Annotated in this window: 19 protein-coding genes; 12 read left to right on the top strand and 7 right to left on the bottom strand. The window is 68.3% G+C overall.

Going from position 1 to position 26,334, the window contains the following annotated elements; translation table 11 throughout:
* Window positions 1–439 precede the first annotated feature (439 nt).
* Entirely contained in the window at window positions 440–877 is a 438-nt protein-coding gene (locus ACZ4UU_RS01155; RefSeq protein WP_468035784.1) for a MarR family winged helix-turn-helix transcriptional regulator, read from the bottom strand.
* A gap of 245 nt (window positions 878–1,122) precedes the next feature.
* The gene (locus tag ACZ4UU_RS01150; RefSeq protein WP_468035782.1) at window positions 1,123–1,416 is read right to left on the bottom strand and encodes a hypothetical protein; all 294 of its coding nucleotides are present in this window, start codon (window positions 1,414–1,416) and stop codon (window positions 1,123–1,125) included.
* Between the two features lie 318 nt (window positions 1,417–1,734).
* Here ACZ4UU_RS01150 and ACZ4UU_RS01145 point away from each other — a divergent pair, with 318 nt between their 5' ends.
* The 5 genes from ACZ4UU_RS01145 to ACZ4UU_RS01125 all read left to right on the top strand — a co-directional run bounded on the left by ACZ4UU_RS01145 (window position 1,735) and on the right by ACZ4UU_RS01125 (window position 8,381).
* Window positions 1,735–2,376, top strand: a complete 642-nt coding sequence (locus ACZ4UU_RS01145; RefSeq protein WP_190075202.1) for an FMN-dependent NADH-azoreductase — start codon at window positions 1,735–1,737, stop codon at window positions 2,374–2,376.
* A 143-nt stretch (window positions 2,377–2,519) separates the two neighbouring features.
* The gene (locus ACZ4UU_RS01140; RefSeq protein ID WP_468035780.1) at window positions 2,520–3,284 is read left to right on the top strand and encodes an IclR family transcriptional regulator; all 765 of its coding nucleotides are present in this window, start codon (window positions 2,520–2,522) and stop codon (window positions 3,282–3,284) included.
* 1,494 nt (window positions 3,285–4,778) lie between these two features.
* Window positions 4,779–6,569 carry an FAD-dependent monooxygenase gene (locus tag ACZ4UU_RS01135; protein WP_468035778.1) on the top strand — a complete coding sequence of 597 codons (1,791 nt, stop codon included), beginning with the start codon at window positions 4,779–4,781 and terminating at the stop codon, window positions 6,567–6,569.
* A 30-nt stretch (window positions 6,570–6,599) separates the two neighbouring features.
* Window positions 6,600–7,487, top strand: coding sequence for a VOC family protein (locus tag ACZ4UU_RS01130; RefSeq protein WP_468035777.1), 888 nt, complete (start codon window positions 6,600–6,602; stop codon window positions 7,485–7,487).
* Between the two features lie 27 nt (window positions 7,488–7,514).
* Window positions 7,515–8,381: an alpha/beta fold hydrolase gene (locus ACZ4UU_RS01125; protein WP_468035775.1), complete on the top strand. Its 867-nt coding sequence runs from the start codon at window positions 7,515–7,517 to the stop codon at window positions 8,379–8,381.
* A 360-nt stretch (window positions 8,382–8,741) separates the two neighbouring features.
* Here ACZ4UU_RS01125 and ACZ4UU_RS01120 read toward each other — a convergent pair whose 3' ends face one another.
* The 5 genes from ACZ4UU_RS01120 to ACZ4UU_RS01100 all read right to left on the bottom strand — a co-directional run bounded on the left by ACZ4UU_RS01120 (window position 8,742) and on the right by ACZ4UU_RS01100 (window position 15,593).
* Complete coding sequence (locus tag ACZ4UU_RS01120) at window positions 8,742–9,476, bottom strand: cupin domain-containing protein (RefSeq protein WP_468035773.1); 735 nt, start codon at window positions 9,474–9,476, stop codon at window positions 8,742–8,744.
* A complete protein-coding gene (locus tag ACZ4UU_RS01115; RefSeq protein WP_468035771.1) occupies window positions 9,473–10,396 on the bottom strand; it encodes a DUF6807 domain-containing protein in 924 nt (307 codons plus the stop codon). The genes ACZ4UU_RS01120 and ACZ4UU_RS01115 overlap by 4 nt, the downstream gene beginning before the upstream one ends.
* On the bottom strand, window positions 10,389–11,516 hold the full coding sequence (locus ACZ4UU_RS01110; protein ID WP_468035769.1) for a Gfo/Idh/MocA family protein: 1,128 nt from the start codon (window positions 11,514–11,516) through the stop codon (window positions 10,389–10,391). Before ACZ4UU_RS01110 ends, ACZ4UU_RS01115 begins: the two co-directional genes overlap by 8 nt.
* A 270-nt stretch (window positions 11,517–11,786) precedes the next feature.
* Window positions 11,787–13,499, bottom strand: coding sequence for a substrate-binding domain-containing protein (locus tag ACZ4UU_RS01105; RefSeq protein ID WP_468035767.1), 1,713 nt, complete (start codon window positions 13,497–13,499; stop codon window positions 11,787–11,789).
* A gap of 93 nt (window positions 13,500–13,592) precedes the next feature.
* Window positions 13,593–15,593 (bottom strand): RICIN domain-containing protein, encoded by a 2,001-nt coding sequence (locus ACZ4UU_RS01100; protein ID WP_468035765.1) that lies wholly within the window; start codon window positions 15,591–15,593, stop codon window positions 13,593–13,595.
* A 468-nt stretch (window positions 15,594–16,061) separates the two neighbouring features.
* On the opposite strand from ACZ4UU_RS01100, the gene ACZ4UU_RS01095 reads away from it, so the two are divergent.
* From ACZ4UU_RS01095 to ACZ4UU_RS01065, 7 genes are all read left to right on the top strand, one after another.
* Window positions 16,062–17,861 (top strand): RICIN domain-containing protein, encoded by a 1,800-nt coding sequence (locus tag ACZ4UU_RS01095; protein WP_468035763.1) that lies wholly within the window; start codon window positions 16,062–16,064, stop codon window positions 17,859–17,861.
* A gap of 273 nt (window positions 17,862–18,134) precedes the next feature.
* The gene (locus ACZ4UU_RS01090; protein ID WP_468035761.1) at window positions 18,135–19,163 is read left to right on the top strand and encodes a LacI family DNA-binding transcriptional regulator; all 1,029 of its coding nucleotides are present in this window, start codon (window positions 18,135–18,137) and stop codon (window positions 19,161–19,163) included.
* A 550-nt stretch (window positions 19,164–19,713) separates the two neighbouring features.
* The gene (locus tag ACZ4UU_RS01085) at window positions 19,714–21,030 is read left to right on the top strand and encodes an ABC transporter substrate-binding protein (protein WP_468035759.1); all 1,317 of its coding nucleotides are present in this window, start codon (window positions 19,714–19,716) and stop codon (window positions 21,028–21,030) included.
* 71 nt (window positions 21,031–21,101) lie between these two features.
* Window positions 21,102–23,162, top strand: a complete 2,061-nt coding sequence (locus ACZ4UU_RS01080; protein ID WP_468035757.1) for a beta-galactosidase — start codon at window positions 21,102–21,104, stop codon at window positions 23,160–23,162.
* 91 nt (window positions 23,163–23,253) lie between these two features.
* Window positions 23,254–24,105 carry a carbohydrate ABC transporter permease gene (locus ACZ4UU_RS01075; RefSeq protein WP_344455350.1) on the top strand — a complete coding sequence of 284 codons (852 nt, stop codon included), beginning with the start codon at window positions 23,254–23,256 and terminating at the stop codon, window positions 24,103–24,105.
* A 1-nt stretch (window position 24,106) separates the two neighbouring features.
* Window positions 24,107–25,003: a carbohydrate ABC transporter permease gene (locus tag ACZ4UU_RS01070; RefSeq protein ID WP_468035755.1), complete on the top strand. Its 897-nt coding sequence runs from the start codon at window positions 24,107–24,109 to the stop codon at window positions 25,001–25,003.
* A gap of 923 nt (window positions 25,004–25,926) precedes the next feature.
* Window positions 25,927–26,304, top strand: coding sequence for a hypothetical protein (locus tag ACZ4UU_RS01065; protein WP_468035753.1), 378 nt, complete (start codon window positions 25,927–25,929; stop codon window positions 26,302–26,304).
* The last annotated feature ends 30 nt before the right edge of the window (window positions 26,305–26,334 follow it).

The raw sequence follows: 26,334 nt of genomic DNA, 5'->3' as shown, positions 1-26,334 counted from the left end.
ACTTGCCGTCCACCGCGATCGCCCGGCGCCTTGGGCGCGCCGGACCGGCCTGGGCGGCAGCCTCGTGGGCCCGGCGCTGTTCGCGCTCCGGGCCGCCGTCGGGCATCAGCGGCGCGGGATGCGCGCGCTCGTTGGGAAACGGGGACGCCAGGTAGGAGGAACTCCGCCGCCGCTGACCGAGCTCCCGGCGCCTGACGCGGCTGCGGTCCTTCCTGGATACAAGGGAACCGCGAGCGCGGACGCTGGAAGCGGGAGCGCCACAGCCACCTGGACGGGCATGATCGCCTTCGGGATGGTCACGATCCCCGTCCAGCTGTTCGCGGCCACCGAAGCGCACACCGTACGGCTCTGTGTATCGACGCCGCCGACGGCAGCCGCGTCCAGCACCGCCGCTTCTGCGCTACCTGGCAGTTGTCTCCAGAGAGGAGCAGCACGGACCTCAGTCTTTGACCGTGCCTCGCTGAGCGGTGAGCGCAACTTGGGTCAGGAGGTCTCGAAACTGGGCCCGCTGTTCTTCGCTCAACTCCACAAGCAGCCGTGCTTCAGCGGCCGCGACATCAGTTCGCATGCGCTGCAGTTGCGATCGGCCTTCGTCCGACAGGATCACGTGGCGAGCCCGCCGGTCTTGCGGATTCGGGCGTCTCGACAGCAGGCCCTGCCCCTCCAGGTCGTCGAGAAGGTAGGTCATCACCGTTCGGTCGAGACCGACCTGGCCGGCCAGTTCGAGTTGCGTGGGGGGTTTGTCCCCGGCCTCGGCCAATGCCACGAGCACCAGGTAGGCGCGTGCTCCTCCGGGCAGCGTCTCCGAGGCGTCGGCTGCAGCGCGCCGAAGCGCCCCCGAGATCATGCGAATGGCCCAAACCAGGTCGTTGTCCAACGTAAGACACTTGGCGCTTTCGCTAGCTCGGCCGCTGGGTTCAGAGGACATCACATCACCGTAGCACCTTTTAGCATGCCGACAGATAGTCTTGCATGCAGAACATCTGATCGGCATAGTGTTCTGTGAGGCGGTGCACTCTGGCTCCGCGATGACGTAGCGGGTGGCGGTCGCAGCCCGACTATGGCAAGGAGACGCGCCATGGCCGTCAGTAACGAGTCGGCAGGGTGAAACGCCCTGGTCGTTCAGGCGACGTCGGGGACGGGCGGGCGATCGCCGAGGGCGTGGCCCGACGAGGAGCGTCCGTCGTCCTGCGCGGCGGGGACGGCAGTCGGGGCGACGCCGTTGTGCGGGCGATCGAGGGCGACGGTGGTGCCGCTCGCTTCGTGGTCGTCGGCCTGGCGGATTCCGACCAGGTTCAGCAGCTGGCTGCGGACGCCAGCGACGTGGACATCCCGGTGTACAGCGCAGGCCTCTATGAGTTCGTCCCGACGGCGCACACTGGCGCCGCGAGTGTCGACCCGGCAGATCGCCGTCACCGTGCGGGCCCCGTTTCTGCTGGTAGCGGCCTTGGTGCCCGGAGTGGTGCGGCGACAGGACCGCGCCGTTTCTGGAGGCGGCGGCGAGGACCCCTGGTAGCCGCGGGGCCGCCGGGGACGCCTGTGATGACGCGCCCGGCCCCTTGGTGCAGGCGCGAAGCGCGACCCCGGCGCCCAGTCGAGATCCGACTGGGGTTCGTCGCGAACCACCGGCACTCGCGTCATGCCGGGCTGTTAGCCAGCTCACTTTTCTTGAAAGCAGATGTTCTGCTGTGCATACTATCTGCATCACAGCCGAACTATGGAGGTACCGGCACCATGAACCTGTTCCGTCTCGACGCGAGCATCCGGACCGAAGGATCGGTGAGCCGCGCCCTCGCGGACACCGCCGAGAAGGCGTGGCTCGCCGAGCACCCCGGCGGCGTCGTGACCCGGCGCGACCTCGGGTTCCAGCCGCTGCCCGGGGACGCGTGGACCGCGCTCGCCCACGAAGTCGTCAACCCGGCCGCACCGGCCCCGGCCGAGGCGCACGAGCTCCTCGACCGCCTCGGCGCCGAACTCCTCGCCGCCGACGCGTTCCTGTTCGCGGTGCCGATGTACAACTGGAACGTCCCGGAACAGGTCAAGACCTGGATCGACCTGATCCTGAAGCACGACCAGGTGGGGATACACGGTGACCAGCCGCTCAAGGGCAAGCCGGCGCTGCTGACGTTGAGCCGGGGCGGCGGCTACGGGCCTGGCTCCCCGAAGGAGGGCTGGGACTACGCCACGCCCTACCTGCGCAGGATCCTGGCCGACGTCTTCGGGCTCGACCTGCAGATCGCCGAGGCGGAGCTGACCCACGCGTTCTGGAACCCGGAGATGGCGCACCTGCGAGGGCTGGCCGAGGAGTCGATGAAGACGGGGCACGAGGATGCCGCCGAGCACGGGCTGCGGATCGCCAAGCTGAGCAGGGTCTGACCGCCCCAGGGTCTGTCTCGTAGATCACTGCGGGCTGCGCGCACCCCCACGCGGCACCACGCGGACGGCCGCTCGCCACAGCACTGCTCTGTGCGACAGACCCTGGAACGATCGTTCTCAAGGCGTCCTCGAAAGGACTGCACATGGGCAATGGAGCCGCAGTGCGGGAGACGGCCGTTCCGTCGTCGGTCATGCAGAAGGCGTTCGATCTGCTGCAAGTGTTCCGTAACGGACGCGTGTTGACGCTGAGTGAGGTGGCGCGCCGCGCCGGTCTGCCGAAGTCGACGGCCTACCGCGTCCTCGGGATGCTCGTCCAGGTGGGGGCGGTGGAACATGCGGGCACCGGCTACCGGATCGCGTTCCGGATGATGGCCCTCGGTGCGGCGTCGCCCGAAGGAGCGGTCCGCAATGTCGCGCTTCCGTACCTGCTGGATCTGCACCGGGCCGTCGGGCACACCATCCATCTGTGTGTCCTGCGCGGCGCGGAGGTCGTCTACGTGGAGAAGCTGTACACGCCGCGGGCGCGGTTGTTCGCCACGGAGGTCGGGATGGTTCTGCCCGCTCACTGCACGAGTGTGGGCAAGGCCCTGCTGGCCTACACGGACCCGGATCTGGCGGAGGCGACCACCACGGGCCGGCTGCGCGCGCTCACCGCGGCCTCGGTGCGGGATCCGGCGCTGCTCCGTCGTGAGCTGCGACGTGTCCGGCAGCGTGGGGTCGCCACCGACGTCGAGGAGGCGGTGCCCGGACGGTCGTGCGTGGCCATGCCGATCGTTTTCGGCGGCGAGGCGGTGGCGGCGGTGTCGATCGGTTTCCCCACCGAACAGGGGTCGGCCGATGTGTTCGTGCCACCCCTGCGGCGGACGGTGTCGTCGATCGTCAGGGCACTGCCCGGTCTCCTGGCGTGACGGGGGCGACCGCCGCGCGGCGCTCCTCCGCATGCGAAGCCGACATGAACGCCGCCGAGCAGCTGATGGGCAGCCACGGTTTCCACGCGACGTCGGTGTCGGCGCTGCGCTAGCTCTCCGGCTACCCGACAGGTTCCCTGTCGCCCCGCAGGTTCCGTGATCTTTCCGATCCGAATGTGGCTGCCCTGCACGAGTCCAGAATTTGGCGTGCCTGAAGCGAGTCGGGTGTCCGGTCGTCCGGCCGGCCGCGCCGGCCATCGCTGGGACAACGCGCTGGCCGGGCCGTTCTTCGCTCGAGACGCAACCCGGACGGCGCGTGCTGTGCAGGCCGTGCTCGTCGCACTGCAGCTGACGAGTCAAACACTTGAGAGGAATACAGATGTATATGGCAAACATTCGCTCCAGGGTGGTCACCCTGGGCGTCATAGCGGCGGGCGTCGTCGCGCTCAGCGCTGCGACCGCTCTCCCTGCCAACGCGGCAACCAGGTACTGGACGGTCCAGGGGACCGGACACACGCCGGCCGCAGCCAAGAAGGACGCCGATAACAAGTGCACCAGGGCCGGGGGTCACCCAGACCCGTGGGCAGGCTACGTGCAGAAGTCCGGTGGCTGGACCGCGATTGAGCAATGCTCCGCGTAGGGTCGCGGTTGACATCGATCCGCACTATGTGATCCGGGAGATGTCCGGGGGAGTGAGTCAAGCCGCAGACGACGATTCGCTGAGGCACCAGGTTCTGTAGCCCGCGCACCTGGCATCTTCCTCACGCGCACTGATCGCATGCGGAATCCACACACAAAACGGCACTTGCCATGCGAAAGCGCAAGTCAAGTGCCGTTTTGTGAGGCTTCGAACGTGAGCGGCGCGGTGCGCAGGAGGGCCTGACTCGCCGTCACCGTCTGTGAGCCTCTCTGCCCCGCCACATGCGCTTTCGCCGGAGCCATCCGGGCGGCGGCCTCCGCCTCGGCCTGGTCATGTTCGGCCACCCGGGGCAGTACTCACTCGGCGAGCACGGGCAGCTGACTCCGGCGAGCTGGGATCCGCTCCGGTTCGGACAACCCCGCCCCCTCCCCGCGATCCGATGGCGCCGTCCGCATGGCGACGCGTCGTAGGCGGACGCTCGTGACGAACGCAGCAGACCAAGAACCCGCCCCTGCCGCCTCGTCAGACGATCTTCATGCTGGACACCGGCCGCCGATCTGCGCGAGCACGGAAGAACACACCCGCACCAGCCTCATGACCTGCAACTTCACGATGCACGCCACTCAATGGTGTGCGTCAACGTGACACAAGCGCAGTCCCGTCTCGCTCATGCCGCGGTCCGACTCGCGGCGGAACGGTCGTGCCGGTTCCCGGAACATGCGTATGGCCGGCAGAACGATGTGCCGGTTCCCGGAACACGCGCTTCGTCGGCGCGGTTCCGCGCCCTAGCGTTTCCAACGCCACCAGCTCAGTCGGCGCCCCGATCGGCGCGCCGCTCTACGAGGAGGAGACGAGTGGCCACCGATGCCTTTCCCTCCCCGGCCCAAGCTCCGGAACGAGCCCCCGTGCTGATCGTGGGCGCCGGGCCCGCGGGCCTCACCACCGCACTCGCGCTGGGCCGCATGGGCGTGCGCAGCATCGTCCTCACCCGCCACCTGGGGCTCGCGCACACACCGCGTGCCCACATCACCAACCAGCGCACGCTGGAGATCCTCGCCGACCTCGGCGTCGAGGAGGAGGCGCGGGCGCGGGGCCGGGTGCTCGAAGAGACGCCGTACACCGTGTTCCTCATGTCGATGGAGGGCCCGGAGGTCGCCCGTACGACCGCGTGGGGCGCAGGCCTGAAGGACCAGACCCGGTACCGGCGGGCGAGCCGGCACCTGCCGCTGAATCTCTTCCAGCACGAGTTGGAGCCGGTCCTGGCACGGGCCGCGGTCGCCACGGGCATGGTCGACCTGCGCTACGGCCACGAGTTCCTCAGCCTCACGCAGGACGACGGCGGCGTCGACGCCACGATCGTCGAACGGCGGTCGGGACACGAGTACACCGTCCGCGCGGACTACCTGGTCGGCGCCGACGGAGCGAACAGCCGGGTGCTGAGCCAGATCGGCCTGTCGGTGCGCGGCGAAGTGGACCTGGCCCCCCAGGTGTCCGCGTGGATCAAGGCGGACCTGACCCGCTACGTGGCCCACCGCCCCGGCGCGCTCTACTGGGCCGTCGACCCCGACTACGCGATGTGGACCATGGTCAACGGCTTCGACGAATGGGTGGCCGGATGGTCGGTGCCGCGTGGCCACGTGCCGGACCACGACGAGGTCGTGGCCAGGATCCGGCACTCCGTCGGCGATCCGCGTCTCGCCGTCGAGATCAAGGCGGTGAGCACCTGGTCGATGAGCCACGCCGCGGCGGACCAGTACTCCGTGGGCCGGGTCTTCTGCATGGGCGACGCCGTCCACCGGCACCCGCCGGCGAACGCGCTGGGCAGCAACACCTCGATCGCCGACGGCTACAACCTCGCCTGGAAACTGCATCTGGTGCTGACCGGAGTGGCCGACGCCTCACTGCTCGACACGTACTCCAGCGAACGCGCCCCGGTCGGGCGTCAGATCGTCGACCGCGCGTTCACCTCCGTGGGCCAGGTCCACAGCATCGGTGCCACCATCGGGCTCCGGCCGGAGATGACTCAGGCCGAGAAGTGGGCCACGGTCCGTGCGCTCGACGACGCCACGGAGGAGGGAGCCCGCAGGCGCGCCGCGCTCGCCGAAGCGATGCGGCTCATGGACCACAACCTCAACGCCCACGGCGTCGAGCTCGGTCACCGCTACGCCGTCCCAGCGGCACACGACGACACGGGCGATGACCGCGGCACCGTCGACGAGCTGGAATACCGGCCCTCCACGGCGCCGGGGGAGCACCTGCCCCACGCCTGGGTGGAGTTCAACCGCCGTCGTATGTCCACGGTGGACCTGGTCGGGCAGGGCCGGTTCACGCTGATCACCGGCCGACGCGGCGAGGCGTGGGCGGAGGCCGTGGACCGCGCGTCGGCGCTGTACGGCCTGCCCATCGTCGTCCGTGTGATCGGGTCGGACCGCGCCTACCGGGATCCGCTCGGTGAATGGGCGAGCGTGCGCGGCATCGAGGACGACGGCTGCCTGCTCGTCCGCCCCGACGGACACATCGCGTGGCGCGCCCGCTCCGGCCCCGATCCGGACGCCCTTCTCGACGCCGTCGCCCGCACGCTCGGGATTCCCGCCCCCCAAGACGGCCGGGCCGCCGGAAAGACCTTCGCCACCACAGCTCACTGACCATCCCCGACATCCTGAGGAGAAAACCACATGAGCGTCTTCACATCGCTGGGCTATGTCGTGGTCCGCGGCTCACTCGACGAGTGGACCCGCTTCGCCACCAAGACCATCGGCGCACAACCCGCGCCGTCCGCCGCGGGCGAACTGCGCCTGCGACTCGACGAGCACGCCTACCGCATCCTCATCGAGGACGGCGAGCCCGAGGGCCCCCGGTCCCTGGTGGCACTGGGCTTCACCGTCCCGGACGCGGCCGCGCTCGCCGCACTGGAAACCCGCCTCGCATCCCGTGGCATCACGGTCCGCGAGGACGAGGAACTGCGAGCCCGCCGGGGCGTCGAGGGACTGCGGGTCTTCTCCGACCCCGAAGGCAATACGATCGAGGCCGTCCACGGCCTGCCGCTCGCCGACACCCCGTTCACATCCCCGCTGGGCGCCCGTTTCGTCACCGGTGATCTGGGGGTCGGGCACGCCTTCATGAACAGTTCGGGTGACGCGCGCGAGGCGGCCGAGTTCTACCAGCGTGAGCTGGGATTCAAGCTGAGCGACACGATTTCGATGGCTGAGCTCGGAGTGGACGGGGACGGCTACTTCCTGCACTGCAACCCCCGGCATCACTCCATCGGCTTCGGCCGCGGCATCGGCCCCATCCCGGGCATCGATCACCTCATGCTCGAAGTCCCCGACCTCACCACCGTCGGCCGCATCATGAGCCTGATCAACGACGATCCCGACCACATCATCGTCACACTGGGCGAGCACACGAACGACCACATGACCTCGTTCTACGTGACCACGCCGTCGGGTTTCCAGATCGAGTACGGCTGCAACGGCCTGGTGGTCGACGACGACACGTGGCAGGTCGCCCACTACGACGAGATCAGCACCTGGGGCCACAAGTACATCCCGGCCGGCGCCTGAACCGCCGCCCGAGGCGAAAGGAAAGCCATGCCCACAACCGAGGCCCTGACCGAATCGGCGACCAGCAAGTACGTGCAGACGGCCAAGTGGAAGCTGCACTACAACGAGGCCGGTGACGGTCACCCACTGATCCTGCTGCACGGCGGGGGAGCCGGCGCCAGCGGCTGGAGCAACTACGCCCGCAACATCCCCTCCTTGGCACGCCACTACCGTGTGATCACCATCGACATGCCCGGCTGGGGCAAGAGCGACACCGCCGTGCCGGGCGACCGCGACCACGTGGAGGCGCTGGAACTGGCGCTGGACGCGCTCGAACTGGACCAGGTCGCCATCGTCGGCAACTCGCTGGGCGGAAGGACGGCGCTCCGGTTCACGGCGCACCATCCCGAGCGCGTCAGCCACCTGATCCCGATGGGCGCCCCCGCCCCGGGGGGCAACGTGCTCGGCCCGCCCAACGACAAGACGGAGGGAATCCTCCCCTTGGTGCGCGCCTATTTCGACCCATCACCGGAGAACTTCCAGGCGATGGTCAGGGCGTTCGCGTACGACCCGGCGCTCGCCGAGGACGCCGACCTCGCCCGTCGGCGGTCGGAGGCCGCGCTCGCCCGCCCCGACCACCTGGAGAACATGAGGCTCTCGCTGCCCAGCGGGGATCTCAATGGCCCGCCGCAGCTGTTCCAGGCCCTGCCGCCGCTGCTGGCCGAGCTCACCGTGCCCACGCTGATCGTGCAAGGGCGGAACGACCGCGCCGTCCACTTCGAGAACGCGCTGCGGTTGATGGCGATGATTCCGTCCTCCCGGCTGTACCTCATCAACAACTGCGGCCACTGGGCCCAGATGGAACACCCCGAGGAGTTCAACCGCGTCGTGCACGAGTTCATCTCGGCACACTGACCCCCTCGGAACGGGCGGCCCGCACGATCGTGCGGGCCGCCCGTTCCTGCCGGAACCACGGGCGGTGTCATGGAACCGACTGGGCGGTCCTGGTCTCGTGTCCGCCAGCGCATGGGTCCTGCTGTCCGCCACCGGGGGTGAACTCCTGGCCAATGACAAGGCATCCCAGCATCCTCACAGTCGTATCTCGACAGCGAGGTGTCGAAGTAGGAGACAGGCGTCGTGGTCAGGGCGCCGGTTTCCGCGGACGCGGCCGCTCGGGCTAGGGGTGCCCCCAGGCCGGTGAGAGTGGCGGCTCCGACGTCGACAGCGGTTGGGGCGGTGAGGAAGCCCGCCGGGGGAGCCCGGGCTTGTTCGGTGTCATCGCTCAGACCATTCTCGGTGGGTGGGATGGTAGGCGCGCAGGAAACCGCACATACCCAGCGTCTGCTGGGGTGGTTGGGCGATACGCGAGACCTCTGCGTCGAGCAGGTAGTCGAAGTCGTCGCGTCGCAGCGCGTTGATCTGCCGTAGTGCCGTGTGCGCGGCGGCCAGCGCACCGTCGTTGACCGTCTTCTCCCAGGTGTCCAGGCGCGGGTGGACGAGTCGTACCGCTGCCGCGCAGAAGTCCTGGTACGCCGAGCGGTTTCCTCGCCGCCACTGCCGCTTCAGCTCGGTGAATCCCTCGACGGCCAGATCCCTGCGAGCCCGCGCGCGCTCGGGGCTGGGGTTGCCGTCGGCGTCGAGGAGCGAGGCCGCGTCCGGGTAGGTCTCGGGGGAGAGGTACTCGGGCGGGAACGTCATGACCGCGTCGCCTGCCTCGGGGAGGCCGCTGTTCTGCATGACGACGATCACGCGCAGGTCCTCGTCGTTGACGGCGCGGTGGATCGTGCCCGGGGTGAACCAGACCGTGTCTCCGGGGTGCAGCTCGGTCGTAGTGTGCCCTTGGTGGTTGAGGGTTTCCAGTCGGCCGCGGCCACTGACGACGACGTAGCACTCCGCGCAGGTGAGGTGCATGTGGGGCGAGCCGCCGTGTTCGTCGTCCGCCGCGGGCCAGGGATACACCTGGAGCTGGCTGAGTCCCACTGCTCCGGGGAAGTCGGGGACGGAGGTCACAGCGCGAACTCCCGTGCGATGGGCTGGAGTTCGCGGCGAGTCACCATGCGGTCGAGGAACACGAAGCGGTGGCTCAGGGACAGGGTCTCACCGGGTTCCAGCTTGATCTCCGTGTCGAAGGCGGGCGACGGGTTGAGGCAGGCGAAGGCGCTGCTGCGGGCGAACCACGTCAGCGGGGTGGCGGCGCTGGTGGTGCCGGCGTAGGCGAGTACGGTGGCGCCGCCGTCGATCTCGTCGTGCTCGCCGGTGATGGCCGCCCAGGCACCACGGGTGCCCATGACGGCGTCGCCTTCGTGGCCCCCGTCGGCGATGACGTCCGCGCCGGTCCAGGCCCGGGGCCCGCGCCAGAACAGTCCCGTGTAGCCGGCGTTGGGGCGGCCGTGTGTGGTGGGGCTGCCCATCTCCAGCGGTTCGCGGTGCACATTGGTCAGGCCGGTGGTGAAGTCCAGCGCCCAGACACCCTCGTCGGTGTCGGCGCTGTGGAAGCGCAGGGTGCGGGTCTCGTCGATCCACACCTCGTCGTTGGAGGCGAACCAGTCCAGGACCTGGACGACCGACACCTCGCTGCCGCCGGCGTCCTGCCGCTCGAAGGCGCGGTGCACCTGCTGGCCGTGGTTCTCCCGCCAGACGTAGCCATGGCCGGGCGCGCCCTGTTCGAAGGTGGGCCCGCCCCAGAAGTTGTCCCCGGACAGGTGCGACCAGGTCATCTGCAGGCCCTTGTGCCAGCGGTGGTCCCAGGGCCGGTAGACGCCCACGGGCGCGCCGGAGAGGGTGTTCAGTGGATAGAGGTAGGGCTTGGGGGACTCTTCGATCGGGGTGTCCGGCCGGTAGACGTACGTGGCGAGTTCCGTGCCCGCGGCCGAGACCGCGAACCGGGTCCCGGCGGCGTCGTGGTCGATGCGGAAATGGGTGTCAGACACCGGTCGTCTCCTTGGCGGCGTTGTCCTGGGCGGCGCGGGGGCGACCGCTCATGGAGTGGTAGTAGGGGCTGGCCGGGTTGACCATGTCCGGGGTGACGGGGCGTCCGGTCCGCGCCGACTCGTACAGGGCGGCGATGAAGGCCAGGGCGCGGCGGCCGTCGTCGCCGCTGGCCTCGGGGCGTTGTCCGGCGCGCAGGGACTTCAGCAGTGCGCGCAACTGCGCGGCGTGGGAACTGGCTTCGTCGTCGAGCGGCGCTCCGAGCTCGGCGGCGGTCGCGCCGGCCCGGTGAGGTGCGGGGGTCCACGTCCAGTGGGAGTTGTCGTAGCCGTAGAGGTGGGACAGCTCGACGGTGGCTTCGGGAAAGTCGAAGCGCAGGTAGCTGGTCTCGCGGGGGGAGAGGAGGCTGTTGACCATGGACACCATGGCGCCATTGGCGAAGCGGACCATCGCCATGGAGACGTCCTCGGTCTCCACGTCGCGGGCCAGCGTGCCCATGGCGGCGCGGACTTCGGTCCAGTCGCCCATCAGGGACAGCATGAGGTCCATCTGGTGGATGCCGTGGCCCATGGTGGGGCCGCCGCCCTCGGTCTCCCACTTGCCGCGCCAGGGGACCTCGAAGTAGGCGTCGTCCCGGTACCACAGGGTGTGGCAGACGCCGACCAGGGGAGCGCCGAGGCGGCCGGTGCGGATGTGCTCCCGCAGGGCCCGGGCGGCGGACCCGAACCGGTGCTGGAAGACATAGGAGACGTACGGGCCGCCCTCGCGCTCGTGCGCGGCGACGGCGTCGTATTCGGCCACCGAGAGGGTGGGGGGTTTCTCGCACCACACCGACGAGCCGGCGTCCAGGCAGGCGGTGATGGCCTCGCCGTGGGCGATGGGGGGCGTGCAGACGATGACCAGGTCCGGGTGCTGCTCCTGGAGCATCCGGTCGAGGCTGTCGTAGGCGGCGGGAACGCCCCAGCGGGCGGCGAAGGCCTCGGCACGCCGCGGGTCGACGTCGACCACGGCGATGACGGTGGCCTCGCCGTTCTGGGCCTGGACGGCGGGCATGTGGCAGCCGTCGGCGATGTTTCCGGCACCGACGATCGCCACCCGCGCGGGCTGGCTGTACTCAGTCATGTGGCTCTTTCGTGGAAGCTCGGGCGGTGCCTGGCGCAGCACCGGGGTTCGTCAACCGCTGACGAGGAAGGTCGGTTCGACCTGCTCAGCCCAAAGGCGTGCACGCGTGACCTTGTGGTCGAGGGGAACGGCTCTGCCGGACGGACTCGGTTCTCGCCGATCCGGGCAGGGCGGCAAGCCGAACGTAGTGAACGGTCACCTTCTGGGTCAAGAGTTGCGTAGTGATCGTTCACATTTTGCTCGACGCCCTCCCCGGGACGCCGGCCGGATTCAGCGGTGGACCGGGCCGCTCGACCCCCGCGGCACCAGGTGGAACAGATCCGTCACCTCGGCTTCCGGCTCGCTCTCGCCGCGCAGAAGAGCGAGCAGTGACAGCATCGACCGGCGACCGACCTGTTCCTTGTCGATGTGCACCGTCGAGATGCTCGGCGAGAAGTACCGGGTGAACTCCTCGTCGTCCCAGCCGAAGACGCTCATCTCCTCGGGCACCCGCACACCGCGGTCCTGGAAGCCGCGGAGCACCCCCAGGGCGACGTAGTCGTTGGCGGCCAGCACGGCCGTCACGCCGGAGTCGGCGGGCAGGTCCCGCGCGGCCTCGTAGCCGGAGCGCACGGACCAGTCCCCGTCGACGACGCCGTAGGACTCAAGGCCCAGTCGCTCGACCGCCTCCACGTAGACCGCCCGTCGGTTGCGTGCCGAGGCCCAGTCCTGCGAGCCGGCGACGTGGAGGAACCGGCGGTGCCCCTGGTCCGCGAGGTGACGCAGAATCTCCTCGGCGGGCCGTCCGTCGGCCAGCCGTCCCCGGGACTGGAGGTTGTCGTCGTACTCGCCCAGTACCACCACGGGCCACTGCCCGGCGCCTTGACGGTCGGCGAGACCCCCCAGCGGCACGAGCGACAGCACCCCGTCCGCCTGCCGGGCCTCCAGCAGGGACAGCACGCTGCGGGCGCGCCGCGACTCGCCGCCCCCCAGCCCGACGACGTCGGTCATGTACCCGGCCTCGTGGGCCGCGGCCGAGGCGCCCCTCAACAGGGGAATCGGAACGAAGCCGCTCAACTCGGGCAGCACGATGGTGATCCGGTGGGACCGCTGCGTGCGCATCGACCGCGCCATGAGGTTGGGCCGGTAGTCCAGCTCGGCGACGGCCCGCTCGATCCTCGCCCGCGTCGCCGGCTTCATGCCGCTGTCGTTCTTCAGGAACCGGGACACGGTCTGGTGCGACACGCCCGCCCGCTCGGCGACCTCCCAGATGGTCGGCCGCTTCCTCTCCGGGGTGGAGGCTGCCCCCGGACCGGAGGCCTTTGCGGCGGGCCGCCCCTTCCTTGCCGGCAGGGAGCGCCCCGCCTGCTCGCACAGAAACTCCAGCAGCTCCGCGCCGGATGCCTCCGCGGGCAGCCCGTAGGCACCGGCGAAGACCGCGACCCGCGGCGCGAGGTCGTCGACGCGCACCAGGCCACGGCCGGTGGCCTCGGCGACGAAAGTGCCCGTACGGGCCGCGTCGGCTCGGTCTTCGAGCAGGTCGACGATGGTACGCGGCACGGTGGTGACGGGCAGCCCGTCGACGACGGTGATGTCCTGGGCGTCCAGGGCCGCGCGGTGCAGCACGACGGCCTCGTCACGAGTGGTACGCCGTGACGAGACCGTCAGCTCCACAGGGTCGGCCGGCCGGCCGCCCAGGCCGTGCACCGCACACGCGGAGGTGTGGGAGACCACGCCCGACACGGGGCCGCCGGTACAGCGGTCCCGCGCCGGGGTCCCAGGATCCAGCCGCAGCCACGCGACCTTGATCCTGAGGTGGTCCGGCGGGGGGAAGGCGGCCAGGCGGTACACCCCATGGCCGACGCTCTCCAGCGCCCCGGACCGCTCCAGCCGCAGGAGCTGGACCCCCTGCACGCCGTCGAGCTTCGCCTGGGCGGTGGTCACCAGCCCCCACTGGCCGGCGGCCCTGGCGTCCAGAGCCCGCAACACGTCGGCCTGAGTCATGCAGCAATCATTACACGGGTGCCGCGCGCCGCCCCCTCCACCGCGTGTACCGCCTGTGCGGCCTCGCGGGGACAGGGGACGGCGGGCGGGCGGCTACTTGGGCTGGAACTCCCAGATCGTGCTCGCGTCCTGCGTTCCCGTGTTCCACTTCGCCTCATCCGCGGAGTTCCGGTACAGGTAGCCCCTTCCCGCGGAGGCGTTCTTGACACGGAGCCCGCCTGCCGGGACTCCTTCCAGGTCCCAGAGCGAGGTGTTCGAGACGGTGCCGGAATTCCAGACGACGCTGTTGTCGGTGGAGGCGGTTTCCAGATAGAAGCGCCCCGTCCGCACGTTCTTGATCGTCCAGGATCCGGAGGAATCCCTGGCGACGATCCAGTCCTGGTCGTCGTAGGTGGTCGCGGACGCGAGGATGACCGCACCCTCCGCATCGGTGTCGAGGTACTTGCCCGAGGACGTGTTCCTGAGCTTGTACCGCGCGCCGCTGACGAGGTAGGCGACCCGCACGCATTCCTCTGCCGCCAGGGTGATTTCGGTGTTCCCGGACACGGTGCTGTACGCCTTCATGCCGGACTTCACCCAGTTGTCGTTCGTGTCGTACCGGCCGACCTCGACGGACCGTACGACACCGATGGTTCCCGGGAGGGTGAACGTGGCCTGGGTCGTGGTGGTGAAAGCGAACTCGGCCGCACCGCGCCTGACGCCGAATGCCTGCGCACCGCTGGATGTCGTAAATGTGATGTTGACGCCGCCCACGGGCTTGGTGGTCGTGGTGCTTGCGGTCGCGCCCCGGTTGAACGTCTGCAGGTTGGTTCCGCCGCGTTCCACCGGAGTCTTGCTGGCGAGGTCCCGGTGGATCTTGTTCAGCGCGCGGTTGAGCCGGGCGACCTTGTCCGAGACGGCCTTGCGGGTGACGACCTTGGTGGTGGGGTTGAAGTTGTACAGACCATGGTCGCTGCTACCCGTGCTGGAGTCCGGGTCCAGGGCGGCGTACAGATTGTGGGCGGTGTTGCCGGCGATGGCGTTGAACTTCTCGACGTCCGCCGCCGAGGATCCTCCGAAGTTCTCCATGATCATGGGGAAGTTCTTCCCCTGGGCCCAGACGCCGTCCCTCCCGTAGTTGTAGAGCGTGTCGAGGCCCTTGGTGTACGGGTCCTTTCCGAGGAAGTCGATGGTCGCCGTTCCCTGGCTCCTGAGGAGCTCGTTCTCGGCGACCGGCACCGTGTCCCCGCTGCCGGCGATATTGGTCCGGGTGTACACCGAGTGGTCTGACTGCTTGATCACCTGTCCCAGCTGGGTCAGGTAGTTGAGCAGCACGTCCTTGCGGAACTTCGTCGCGTCGGAGTACCCGCCGCTGTTCCACAGGTCGGTGCTGTACGTGCTGTAGCTCCGGTCGATGGCCTGGCCGCCCTGCTGCTTCGACACGTTCGGTTCGTTCAGTACCTGGATGCCGACGACGGTGTGCGCGGTGTCGGCGGACGCGAGGTGGTTCATGAGTCGGCCGAGTACGAACTTCTCCCTGGCGAGCAGGTTCGGATCGGTCTTGTCCAGGAGGGGGTTGCCGTTCAGGGTCAGTCTGGTGCCGTCGGACCTCACCACGAACTGGTAGTCGTTCATCACGTAGGCCGGCACCCGGGCCGCGATGGACGAACCGGTGGATTCATGGCTGAACCACAGCAGTTCCAGCTTCAGGCCGTACTCCTCGCACCAGGCCAGGTACTTGTCGATGTCGGTCCAGTCGAAGGTGTCCTTCGAGGGCTCGATCTGCGACCACCAGATCGGGATGTTCACCACGGTGAACCCGTCGTCGCGGATCATCCCGAGCACCGGCTTCAACTGGGCGTCCGTCCAGCCGAACGTGTACTTGTGCTTCTCGTACCGGAACTGGACGCCACTGTGGTAGAAGGGCTTCCCGTCGACCATCAGGGCGATCTTGTCGTACGTGGACCTCGACGTGTCGACGTAGGACACCACGCCGCCGGCCGCGGCGGCCCGCGGGAGGCCGCCGACGAGGTTCAGCGCCATGCCCCCGAGGGCTGCCGCCCCGCTCGTGGTGAGGAATCTGCGGCGCGACCAAGGGCCGGTGTTCGACTTCATTGCACTACCTCCGTGTCAGGCGGACTTGCCGGATAGTGAACGATCACGATTGAGGGTCGATGGCATCCGTCACGAACCTTCGAGGCTGGGGCGTCGGGCGCAGCGCGATCGAGCCGACAGGCGATGGCGGGGCCCTGACGATCAGAGGTTTGACTGAAACCAACGATGGCGCACATAAGACTGGCTGTAACGCTTGCGTGTCAATGGTGTGGACGGGAAGAGTTCGGCCGCGGTCCGGAGCGGGGTCAGCTCAGGTATGCCGTGGGCGTCCTCGCGTAGTGAACGATCACCTGCAGTCCTCTTGACCGCTCAGGTGAACGATCACTAAGTTGCCCCTGCAGGTGTCGGACACCTCATCCTTCCCGGTACTTCGTGGCTTTTCTCTGCGGTCCTCGGGCCGAGCCACGGCCGGGCCCCTTCCTCCCCGCCGGGCACCGGTCGGTATCACCAAAGATCAAGGGAGATCACGTGTATACGGTCATGCGCAGAACGGGCCGTCGGCCCCGAAGATGGGCCGGCTCCCTGGCCGCCGGCATCCTGCTCCTCTCGGCCTTCCTCACAGCTCCGCCCGCCTCCGCCGCCGAAACCCCGGGCGCGACGTTGACCAACGAGACGTTCGACGCTCAGACGACCCCCGCGAACTTCGGGTTTCCGACCGGTGCCGCCATCAGCAACGGCGTACTGAACATCACGACAGGCATGGCGAACTACACGACATCCGTGCGGCCGTTCGCGTCGTCCGTCACGCAGGAGAAGACGCTCGATCTGCGCTTCGACTGGAAGACGGGCATCTCCAGCACGGCGATGAAGACCGGTCTGGAACTGCGCGACAACACCGGACACCTCGTCTTCGGGCTGGCCGCGACCTCGGCGGAGCTCCGCTACGCCGTGACCGGACCCGACTCCGACTCCACCTCCGCCCCGGACACGCTCAATCCCAGCTGGACCAAGATCAGCTTCGACCGGGCCAAGTGGTACACGGTCGATCTGCACATGGACTTCACCCTCCGCAAGGTGCAGTACACGATCACCAGCAAGGAGGCCGCGCCGATCGTGCTGGCTTCCGCCACGGGGAGCATCACGGGGACGAACCTGGCGAAGTTCGTGGCCTGCAACTACTACGGAACCGGCGTGCAGTCGATCGACAACTTCCGGCTGACCCGCCCCGCGAACGCCGCCTACGGAAACCTCTCCGGCTCGTCCGTCTACGCCTTCGGCGACAGCATCGTCTGGGGCCACAAGTACTCCCGCAGCTTCATGAACTTCCTCGCCGAACGTGAGGGCATGACGCTGACGAAGTCCGCGGTGAACGGTGCGACCGTGGGTCCGACCAGCAACCAGATCCTCACCCAGGTGAAGAACGCCGGCGCACAGGCGCCCGACTTCGTCGTCTTCGACGGCGGTACGAACGACGCCGCCCAGATCTCCGACCTCCACACCTACACGGTCGGCACCGTCAGCGCCTCCCAGGACCCCGCCACGTTCGACAACGGCACCTACGCCGGAGCGCTCGAGACCACCATCCGCACCATGCGGCAGAAGTGGCCGACCGCCCAGCTCGTGTACGTGGCCGCGCACAAGATGGGCTCGCGGGACTGGGACACCCAGCTCGCCCTGCGCCAGGTGTACCTGCAAGCCGCCCAGAAGTGGGGCGTCACGGTGGCCGACGTCTTCGCGGACACGACCCTCGACACACGCGTCGACGCGCAGCGGGTGGCGTACACCTTCGACGACCTCGTCAACACCTTCCCGGGAAGCGGCGGCACCGGTACGCACCCGAACATCGCCGGCATCACCGACTTCTACGTGCCGGTCCTCACGTCGACACTGTCCCAACTCGCCGACTCGACAACGCTCAAAGCGCGGCACTCGGGCAAGTGCGCCGACGTGGTCGGCTCTTCCACCACCGCCGGGGCCGAGGTCCAGCAGTGGAGCTGCTCGGGCAGTGCCGACCAGCAGTGGCAGCTGCACACCGTCGGTGGCGGCTACTACCAGATCCTCAACGGTCACTCCGGCCTGTGCCTGGACGTGTCCGGCTCCTCCACGGCGGACAAGGCACCGATCGTCCAACAGACCTGTGACGGCCGCACCAGCCAGCAGTGGCAGCTGCGCGCCACAGGCACCGGCTACTTCGAGATCGTCGCCCGTCACTCCGGGAAGTGCCTCGACGTGGACTCGGCCTTCACGACGGACGGGGCCCGGCTGCTGCAGTACACCTGCTGGAACGACGAGTCGCACACGAACCAGCACTGGACTGTGCGGGTCTGACATGACGAACGCGTGCCGCCCGGTGACGGCGGACTCGGCGGCCTGCCGCACGGCCCGGACAGGGACCGTGCGGCAGGCAGGGCCGGACGATCCGCAGGACAGCCGGGCTCGGCCGGCCGATGTGGTCGGCTCCGGCGAGACAGGGAGAGTCAAGGGCCCGGACGGCCCTGGCACACCCGGCAGTAGAGTACCGATGGGCGTGCGGGGCGTGGAGATGCGGCGGGGGGCAGCATGGTGGACGCGGACACGGGACCGGAGAAATCGGAGCGGGACGTGAAACGGCCGAAGCCGCAGTCCAGGAAACGTCCCACCATTCTCGACGTCGCGGCGCGCGCGGGAGTGTCGCATCAGACCGTCTCGCGCTTTCTGCGGGGCAACGGTGGCCTGAAGCCCCAGACGGTGGCCCGCATCGAGCAGGCCGTGGCCGACCTGGACTACCGGCCCAACCTGGTGGCGCGGTCGATGCGCACGCGCAAGTCGAACCGTGTCACCGTGGTTCTGCCGGCCATGACGACCTTCGTGCCCTCACAGATCCTGCGGGGAGCTTCCGCCGAGGCACAGGCGGCCGGCTACCTGCTGGACATCGTCGGCCTGGAAGGCGACGAACGGGTCAGGGGCGACCGCGTCCGCGCCCTGCTCGACTCCGGTCAGGCAGACGGAGTGCTGTCCTTCACCCCCATCGGTGACCTCGAGAAGCTGGGGCTGGACCATACTCCGACCGTCGTCATAGGTGAGTACGACGACCAGATGCGGTCCCACGGGATCACAGCTGACGGCGAGCCGGCCGCCATGATCATCGATCACCTCGTCTCCCTGGGGCATCGGCGTTTCGTCCACGTCGCCGGCAGCACGGACTGGATGTCGGCACGCAAGCGACGCGAGGTCTATCTGCGGACGGTCGCCGAGCGGGGTCTGGAGAACTACGCCGTCATCGACGGTGACTGGTCCGTGCGGTCCGGTTACGACGCTGCCCAGAGCCTGTCCGCGGACTCCGGTGTCACCGCGGTTCTCGCCGCCAACGACGACGTCGCCATGGGCGCCATCCGTGGCTTCCAGGACCGCGGATGGCGGGTCCCGCAGGACGTGAGCGTCTTCGGCTGGGACAACCAGGAGTTCACCGCGTACTTCAACCCTTCCATCTCCACCGTGGACCTCGATCGCGAGGCCATGGGCCGGCGGGCCATGCAGGCACTGCTCGCCCGCATCCGCGAGGAGACCGAGCCGGAACTGCAACTGGACCTCGACTGCCGCCTCGTGCTGCGCGAGTCATCCGGCCCGGCGAGGACGGACCACACCTTCTAGCCCGTCGGCCCGGCCAACCCGGCAGTCGTGCACCGGGCATCCGGACGGACGGGAGCGCCCGACGCCCCGTCAGCACCGGGCGGAAAGCGCTGACCCGGCGTCTTCCCGCGCGGTCCGTGCCGCTTCCGTACCGGCCCGGAACCGGCGAAGTCCTACCAAGTACCCAAGTGTTACCTGCAGAACCCTTGACCGAGATGTGGTCGATTACTACGCTCGCCGCGTGAACGTTCACTATTGCTGACGCACACAGCCCTCAACTCGGTGCGATGCTCGCGGTCACACCCGCGGATCAGCTCGGATCGCCGACTCAAAGGTCCAGCGTACGTTCACAACAACCCCTGTCAGAGCCGCTGCAGCCCACCTGGGATCCCGAAGAGCCGGCCGACTGCCGGCACTCGGATCGCATGTAACTTTCGTGGCCCGCAAAGCAGACGAGTTGTGCAGTCCGCCGCCACGCGGCGAGCCGGTCGGCGTCCTGCGCCGGCTTCTTGAGACGACGTTCCCGACGTCTGGGCGCATCGCCCAGTGATGGCAGCAGAGGAGCACCAACATGAACCACACGTCCCGTTCGAGCAGACGCCTCCGACTCCGGGCGGTCGGGCTGACCTGTTCGGTCTTCGCCCTCGTCCTGACCGCGGGCTGCGCCGGAGACTCCTCCGGGAGTAACGGTGGCAAGACCGTCATCCGGTTCAACTGGTGGGGATCGGACTCCCGGCACGAGATGACCAAGCAGATGATCGCGGTGTTCGAGAAGGAGCACCCGGACATCGACGTCCAGCCCGAGTACTCCAACTGGGACGACTACTGGAAGAAGCTGTCGACCGGTGCCGCAGCCGGTGACATGCCCGACGTCCTGCAGATCACCGACCCGTACATGTACTCCTACATCGACAACGGGCAGCTGATGGACCTGAAGAAGGTCAAGGACGTGCTGCGCACGGACAAGCTGCCCGCGAACTCGATGGCGATGACGACCGTGAAGGGCGGCCTCTACGGCGTTCCGGCCGGCGACAGCGGCTTCGGCATCGTCGCGGATCCGGTGGCGTTCAAGCAGGCCGGCGTGCCTCTCCCGGACGACACCAAGTGGTCGTGGGACGACTATGTGAAGACCTCCGCGGCCATCTCCAAGGGGAAGAAGGGCCTGGTCGGCACTGCGATGCCGCTCTACACCAACGACCTGGGCACCTGGCTGCGGCAGCACGGCGAGGACTACTGGACCAAGGACGGCAGCAAGATCGGTTTCTCCGAGGAGACTGTCGCGGCCTACTGGGAATGGGTCGTCAAGCTGCGTGACAGCGGTGGCACGACCAGCCCGGAGGCCGCGATCGAGCAGTTGTCGTCGGGAGCCGGTGTCGAGCAGGGCCTGGTCGCCCAGCACAAGGCTGCCATGAGCGACCTGTCCGTCACCCAGCTCGGTGCGATCGAGGGCGCCAGCGGACGCGAGGCCAAGCTGCTCCTCTTCCCCGGCGAGGACGGAGCCACCCAGGTCGGCGCCTACACCAAGCCCGGCATCTTCTACGGTGCCTCCGCGCGGACCGAGCACGCCAAGGAGGCCGCGCAGCTGCTCGACTTCCTGGTCAACTCCCCCGAGGCGGGCAAGATCCAGAAGTTCGACCGCGGCGTTCCCGTCAACCCCGACGTGCTCAAGGCGATCACACCCGAGCTGTCCCCGGTGGAGAAGCGGATCGCCGACTACCTCAAGCGCGTCAACGCCCTGAAGCCAACTGCGGTCCACATCCCCAACGCCAAGGCCGGTCCCGCTGTCCCCGACATCTTCCAGCGCCTCAACGAGGACGTGCTGTTCAACCGTGTGTCGCCGAAGGAGGCGGCCGAGAAGTTCATCTCCGAGATCAAGTCCCAGATGTGATCCCCCACTTGTAAGCAGCACGTCCGGAAGGAATCCCCGCTGTGCCCGATCCGCGCATGAACGATCCGCGCATGACCACCTATCGCCGTCGACTGCCGGGAGTCGTCTACGGCGGGGACTACAACCCAGAGCAATGGCCGAAGGAGGTGTGGCAGGAGGACGTCCGGCTCATGCGAGCCGCAGGCGTGCGGCTCGTGAGCCTGGGCATCTTCTCCTGGGCCATGATGGAGCCGGCCGACGGCCGGTTCGACTTCTCCTGGCTCGACGAGATCATGGACCTGCTGTGGGCGAACGGCATCCATGTCAACCTCGCGACCCCGAACGCCGCGCCGCCGCCGTGGCTCGCCACGGACTTCCCCGAGATCCTGTCGGTCGACCGGCAGGGGGTGCGGCACGGCATAGGGAGCCGGGGGCACTTCTGCCCGTCGTCCCCGGTCTACCGGGACCGCAGCCGGCGCATCGCCACCAAGCTGGCCGAGCGGTACGGGAAGCATCCCGCTCTGGCCATGTGGCACATCGGCAACGAGTACCACTCGGACTGCTTCTGCGACCGGTGCGACGACCGCTTCCGCGCCTGGCTGCGACAGCGGTACGGCACGCTGGACGAGCTCAACCGCCGGTGGGGCACGGCGTTCTGGAGCCAGCGCTACAGCGACTGGTCCCAGGTGCATCTGCCGCAGCCCGTGCGCGGCTGGAGCAACCCCTCCCGTGAGCTGGACTTCTCCCGCTTCACCTCCGACAACCTGCTGGAACTCGTCACACAGGAACGCGACCTGCTGCACGGGATCACCCCCGATGTGCCGGCGACCACCAACTTCTTCGGCTGCCGGCTGACCGACAGCCACCGGTGGGCGAAGGAACTCGACGTCGTCGCCTTCGACTGCTACCCCGATCCCGGCAAGCCCCACTCGATGGCCGTCGCCGCCTTCCAGTACGACCTGATGCGCTCACTGGGCGACGGCCGGCCCTGGATGCTGATGGAACAGGCCGCCGGCGCGGTGAGCCAGTGGAAGATCAACCAGGTCAAGCAGCCCGGCCGGATGCGCCTGGGCTCCTACCAGGCCGTCGCGCACGGCTCCGACGCGGTGATGTTCTTCCAGTGGCGGGCCTCACCCCAGGGCCAGGAGAAGTTCCACTCCGCGATGCTCCCGCACGGAGGTGAGAAGACCCGGACCTGGCAGGAGGTCAAGGCACTCGGCAACGAGCTGCGTGCCCTGGACGAGGTCGCCACGGCGCGTACCAGCGCCCGGGTGGCGATCGTGTGGGACTGGCAGAACTGGTGGGCCGTGGAGGGCTGCGCCCACCCCGACAACACCTTCGACTACCGCGACACGGCGGCCCGGCACCACCGCGCCCTGTGGAACAGCCAGGTCGCGGTCGACGTCGTCACGCTCGACGACGACCTGTCGCCCTACCTCGTCCTGGTCGTCCCCAACCAGTACCTGATGACACGTCAGCAGAGCGCGGCAGTACGGAAGTTCGTGGAGGACGGCGGTCATCTCGTCGTCTCGTACTTCTCCGGGATCGTCGACGAGGACGACCGGATCGTCGAAGGCGGCTACCCGGGCGCCCTGCGCGAGATCATCGGAGCACAGGTTCAGGAGTTCTCCCCGCTGCCCGCGGAGGCGGCGGTGCCGGTCCAGGCGGCGGCCGGGAAGGCGGCGCTCGACGGACTCCTGGCGACCGCCTCCTCGTGGCAGGACGACCTCGAGCCGGAAACCGCCCGGCCGCTCGCCGTCTACCGCAAGGGTCATCTCGCCGGCAAGGCGGCGGTGACCGAGCACGAACTCGGCCGGGGCCGGGCCGTGTACATCGGCACCCGTCTGGACGACGACGCCCTCGAGGCGCTGGTGCGGCACGTCCTGGACCTGGCCGGGGTGGGACCGGTGCACGCCGCACCGCGGGGCGTCGAGGTCACCGAGCGACGGACTGAGACGAGCGTCTACCTGTTCCTGCTGAACCACCGGCAGGACAAGGCGACCGTCACGCTCGACCGCTCCGGCACCGACCTGATCACCGGGCGCCGCGTCGAGGCGGGGGAAACGCTCGTCCTCGACGCGACGGACGTCGCCGTCGTGCGCAGCCCAGCGGCCTCGTCGCCCCCCACCGAGCCGCCGTCGGGCGACTCCTGAATCCCGCACCCGTTCCAAGAACCCGAGGACGATGACTGTGCTTCGCAGACCCCTGAGCCGGGCGGCCAGAAAAGAAGAACGGACCGCATGGGTGTTCCTTCTGCCGTGGTTCGTCGGCATGGCCGGCGTCACGCTCGGTCCGATGATCGCCTCGCTGTACTTCTCGATGACGGACTACAACCTGCTGAGCTCTCCGAAGTGGGTGGGCTTCGAGAACTACAGCAAGATGCTCGACGACCCCCGACTGCGTCAGTCCCTCAGCGTGACCTTCATCTACGTCGCCCTCAGCGTGCCGCTGCTGCTCGCGGTCGCCCTCGCCCTGGCGATGGTCCTCAACCGGGGCATCAAGGGGCTGGCGTTCTACCGGTCCGTCTACTATCTGCCCTCGCTCCTGGGAGCCTCGGTGGCGGTGGGCATCCTGTGGCGACAGGTCTTCGGCACCGACGGCCTGGTGAACAAGTTCCTCGGACTGTTCGGCGTCCAAGGGCCCGGCTGGATCTCCAACCCGGACACCGCGCTGTACAGCCTCGTCGTCCTGCACGTGTGGACCTTCGGCTCCTCCATGGTGATCTTCCTGGCCGGCCTGCGGCAGATCCCCGAGCAGTACTACGAAGCAGCCGCCCTCGACGGCGCCGGCCGCCTGCACCAGTTCCGGCACGTCACCCTGCCGCTGCTCACCCCGATCATCTTCTTCAACCTCGTTCTGCAGGTCATCAGCTCCTTCCAGTCCTTCACCCAGGCGTTCGTCGTCAGCGGCGGGACGGGAGGCCCCTCGGACTCGACCCTCTTCTACTCGCTGTACCTGTACGACGAGGGCTTCGGCCGGCTCCACATGGGCTACGCCTCGGCCATGGCATGGCTGCTCGTGGTGATCGTCGGCGTCCTGACCGCAATCAACTTCTACTTCAGCAAGAGATGGGTGTTCTACGGTGACGGTAAGTGAGATGACACCTCTGAAGGCCGAAGCCGCCTCTTCGCCCGCTCCCACGCCTGCCGCGCACCGATACAGGCGGGCGGCCTGTGTCCGCGCCACGCTCAAGCACATCGTGCTGATCGCCTTCGGGCTCGTGATGGTCTACCCACTGCTGTGGATGATCGCCAGCTCGATCAAACCCGACGCCCTGATCTTCCGTGATCCCTCACTGCTGCCCACGGAGACCGACTTCAGCCACTACGCCGACGGCTGGAACGCCCTGTCACACCCGTTCGGTGTCTATCTGATGAACTCGGCGATCGTCGTCCTGGGGGCACTGCTCGGCAACCTGCTCAGCTGCTCCATGGCGGCCTACGCCTTCGCACGGCTCAAGTTCCGCGGGCGGGCGTTCTTCTTCGGCATGATGATGCTGACCCTCATGGTGCCGATCTACGTGCTCATCATCCCGCAGTACGTCATGTTCTCGAAGATCGAATGGGTCAACACGTTCCTCCCGCTGATCGTTCCCAAGTTCCTGGCCACGGACGCCTTCTTCATCTTCCTGATGGTCCAGTTCTTCCGGGGTCTTCCCACCGAGCTGGACGAGGCGGCCAAGATCGACGGAGCCGGGTACTGGCGCATCTACTTCCGCATCCTGCTGCCGATCTCCGTGCCGGCTCTGGCCACCACCGCCATCTTCACCTTCATCTGGACGTGGAACGACTTCCTGAGCCAGTTGATCTACCTGACCAAACCCGAACTGCAGACGGCTCCCGTGGCTCTGCGCAACTACGTCGACGCCACCAGCGGAGCCTCATGGGGATCCCTGTTCGCGATGTCCGTCATCACACTGATCCCGGTCTTCATCGTCTTCCTCGTCGGCCAGCGCTACCTCGTCAAGGGAATCGCCACCACGGGAATGAAGTAGCCCTAGGTCTGGACTACTCAGTTGAACGCGATGCTGTCGTAGGGCGTTGTCGTTGCGGCGCGCTGCCGGCGCAGGGGACCTTTGACTGCCAGCCGCGAGTACCCGCAGACAGACCTGGTCGCACCCCGCACACCCAGGCACTGCCTGCCTTTCAAGCCGAGCCCCCCGGAACTGGAGCGATCTTCGCCCGGTGGTCGGCCAGCAGTGCGCGCACTGAGCACGGATCCACACCGGGGCGGCGGCCGAGCCCGTGGCCGGGGCGACGAAGAGGCGCTCGGCGATCTCGTCGATGGACAGTCAGTGACCACCAAGCTCATCACCTCGTGCTTCGTGGGGAGTCAACGTGGCCGGCCGGGGTCGAGTGGCCGCTGCCGAGATCACCGTGAGGTGATCTGACGGGGTGTCTACAACCGGCTGCGGAAGTGGGCCGTCGACGGAACCTGGGAGCGGGTGTTCACCGCACTGGTGGCCCAGGCGGATGCCGACGAGGACCTGCACCGGGCCATGTCGGGTGGACTCCATGATCGTCCAGCACGAGCCCCGGCGGGCGAACCGGCAGACCACCATCAGCCGGTCCAGCGGCGGGCTGACCACCAAGATCCACCTCGCAGCCGACAGCCGTGTCACCGCCGGACAGGCCGGCGGCGCGGGGGACAGCGACTTCGATGTCGAAGACCGTGTGCCGACGCGTCAGCCACGCCCGGCACCGTCGTACGGGTCACCGGAGAAGCCGGGACTCTCGCGGCTACGAGCCGACGAGAAGAACGGGCTGTCCGCGATCTTGTGGGTGGAGCCCGGCCGGATCGGCCGAAAGACCGACCCGGACGTCGCGGCCTACGGGGACCGTGGCCCTTTGGCCGAGGCGGTTGGGGGGTGCGGGCGGCGAGGGTTGTGTCCGTCCACATCCCGGCCTGCAGGTCAGTATGAGAGCCAGAACAATCATCGCCGTCGCGGTACCAGCCGTCCTCGTCGGCGCTGTCGCGGCGGGCACGTCCGCCCTCGCGGGCATGAATGTGCAGAAGAACACCGCCGATCCCGCCAGCGGCGCGTACGCGAAGGTGCAGGATCACCCGGGCCTCAGTGGCGATCTCGTGGCCACGCACATCGAGACCTGGTACCACCCGCTGCCGTGGATCGGAAAGGAGGTCGACGGCGTGTCGTGCCCGGACCTCGCGGCGGTGAAGAACACGAAGATCACCTGCACGGCGAAGTCCGGCAGCACTCGGGTCACTGTGCCGGTGAGCGTGGTCGAGGTCGCCGGAGGTACGGCTCCGCGCGTCACCTGGAAGTTCGGGCGCTGACATGGGCGCGCTTCTGACCGGGCCCGGCAC

The sequence above is a fragment of the Streptomyces sp. NPDC028907 genome (assembly GCF_055564995.1).
Note: the sequence above shows the minus strand (reverse complement) of the source record. Positions and strands in the feature narration are given on the sequence as shown.

Bases quoted from the DNA above. Each gene is read 5' to 3' on its own strand.
- ACZ4UU_RS01140 (WP_468035780.1), top strand. From the start codon at position 2,520: ATGGGCAATGGAGCCGCAGTGCGGGAGACGGCCGTTCCGTCGTCGGTC.
- ACZ4UU_RS01065 (WP_468035753.1), top strand. From the start codon at position 25,927: ATGAGAGCCAGAACAATCATCGCCGTCGCGGTACCAGCCGTCCTCGTC.
- ACZ4UU_RS01080 (WP_468035757.1), top strand. From the start codon at position 21,102: ATGACCACCTATCGCCGTCGACTGCCGGGAGTCGTCTACGGCGGGGAC.
- ACZ4UU_RS01085 (WP_468035759.1), top strand. From the start codon at position 19,714: ATGAACCACACGTCCCGTTCGAGCAGACGCCTCCGACTCCGGGCGGTC.
- ACZ4UU_RS01145 (WP_190075202.1), top strand. From the start codon at position 1,735: ATGAACCTGTTCCGTCTCGACGCGAGCATCCGGACCGAAGGATCGGTG.
- ACZ4UU_RS01125 (WP_468035775.1), top strand. From the start codon at position 7,515: ATGCCCACAACCGAGGCCCTGACCGAATCGGCGACCAGCAAGTACGTG.
- ACZ4UU_RS01100 (WP_468035765.1), bottom strand. From the start codon at position 15,593: ATGAAGTCGAACACCGGCCCTTGGTCGCGCCGCAGATTCCTCACCACG.
- ACZ4UU_RS01070 (WP_468035755.1), top strand. From the start codon at position 24,107: ATGACACCTCTGAAGGCCGAAGCCGCCTCTTCGCCCGCTCCCACGCCT.
- ACZ4UU_RS01130 (WP_468035777.1), top strand. From the start codon at position 6,600: ATGAGCGTCTTCACATCGCTGGGCTATGTCGTGGTCCGCGGCTCACTC.
- ACZ4UU_RS01110 (WP_468035769.1), bottom strand. From the start codon at position 11,516: ATGACTGAGTACAGCCAGCCCGCGCGGGTGGCGATCGTCGGTGCCGGA.
- ACZ4UU_RS01105 (WP_468035767.1), bottom strand. From the start codon at position 13,499: ATGACTCAGGCCGACGTGTTGCGGGCTCTGGACGCCAGGGCCGCCGGC.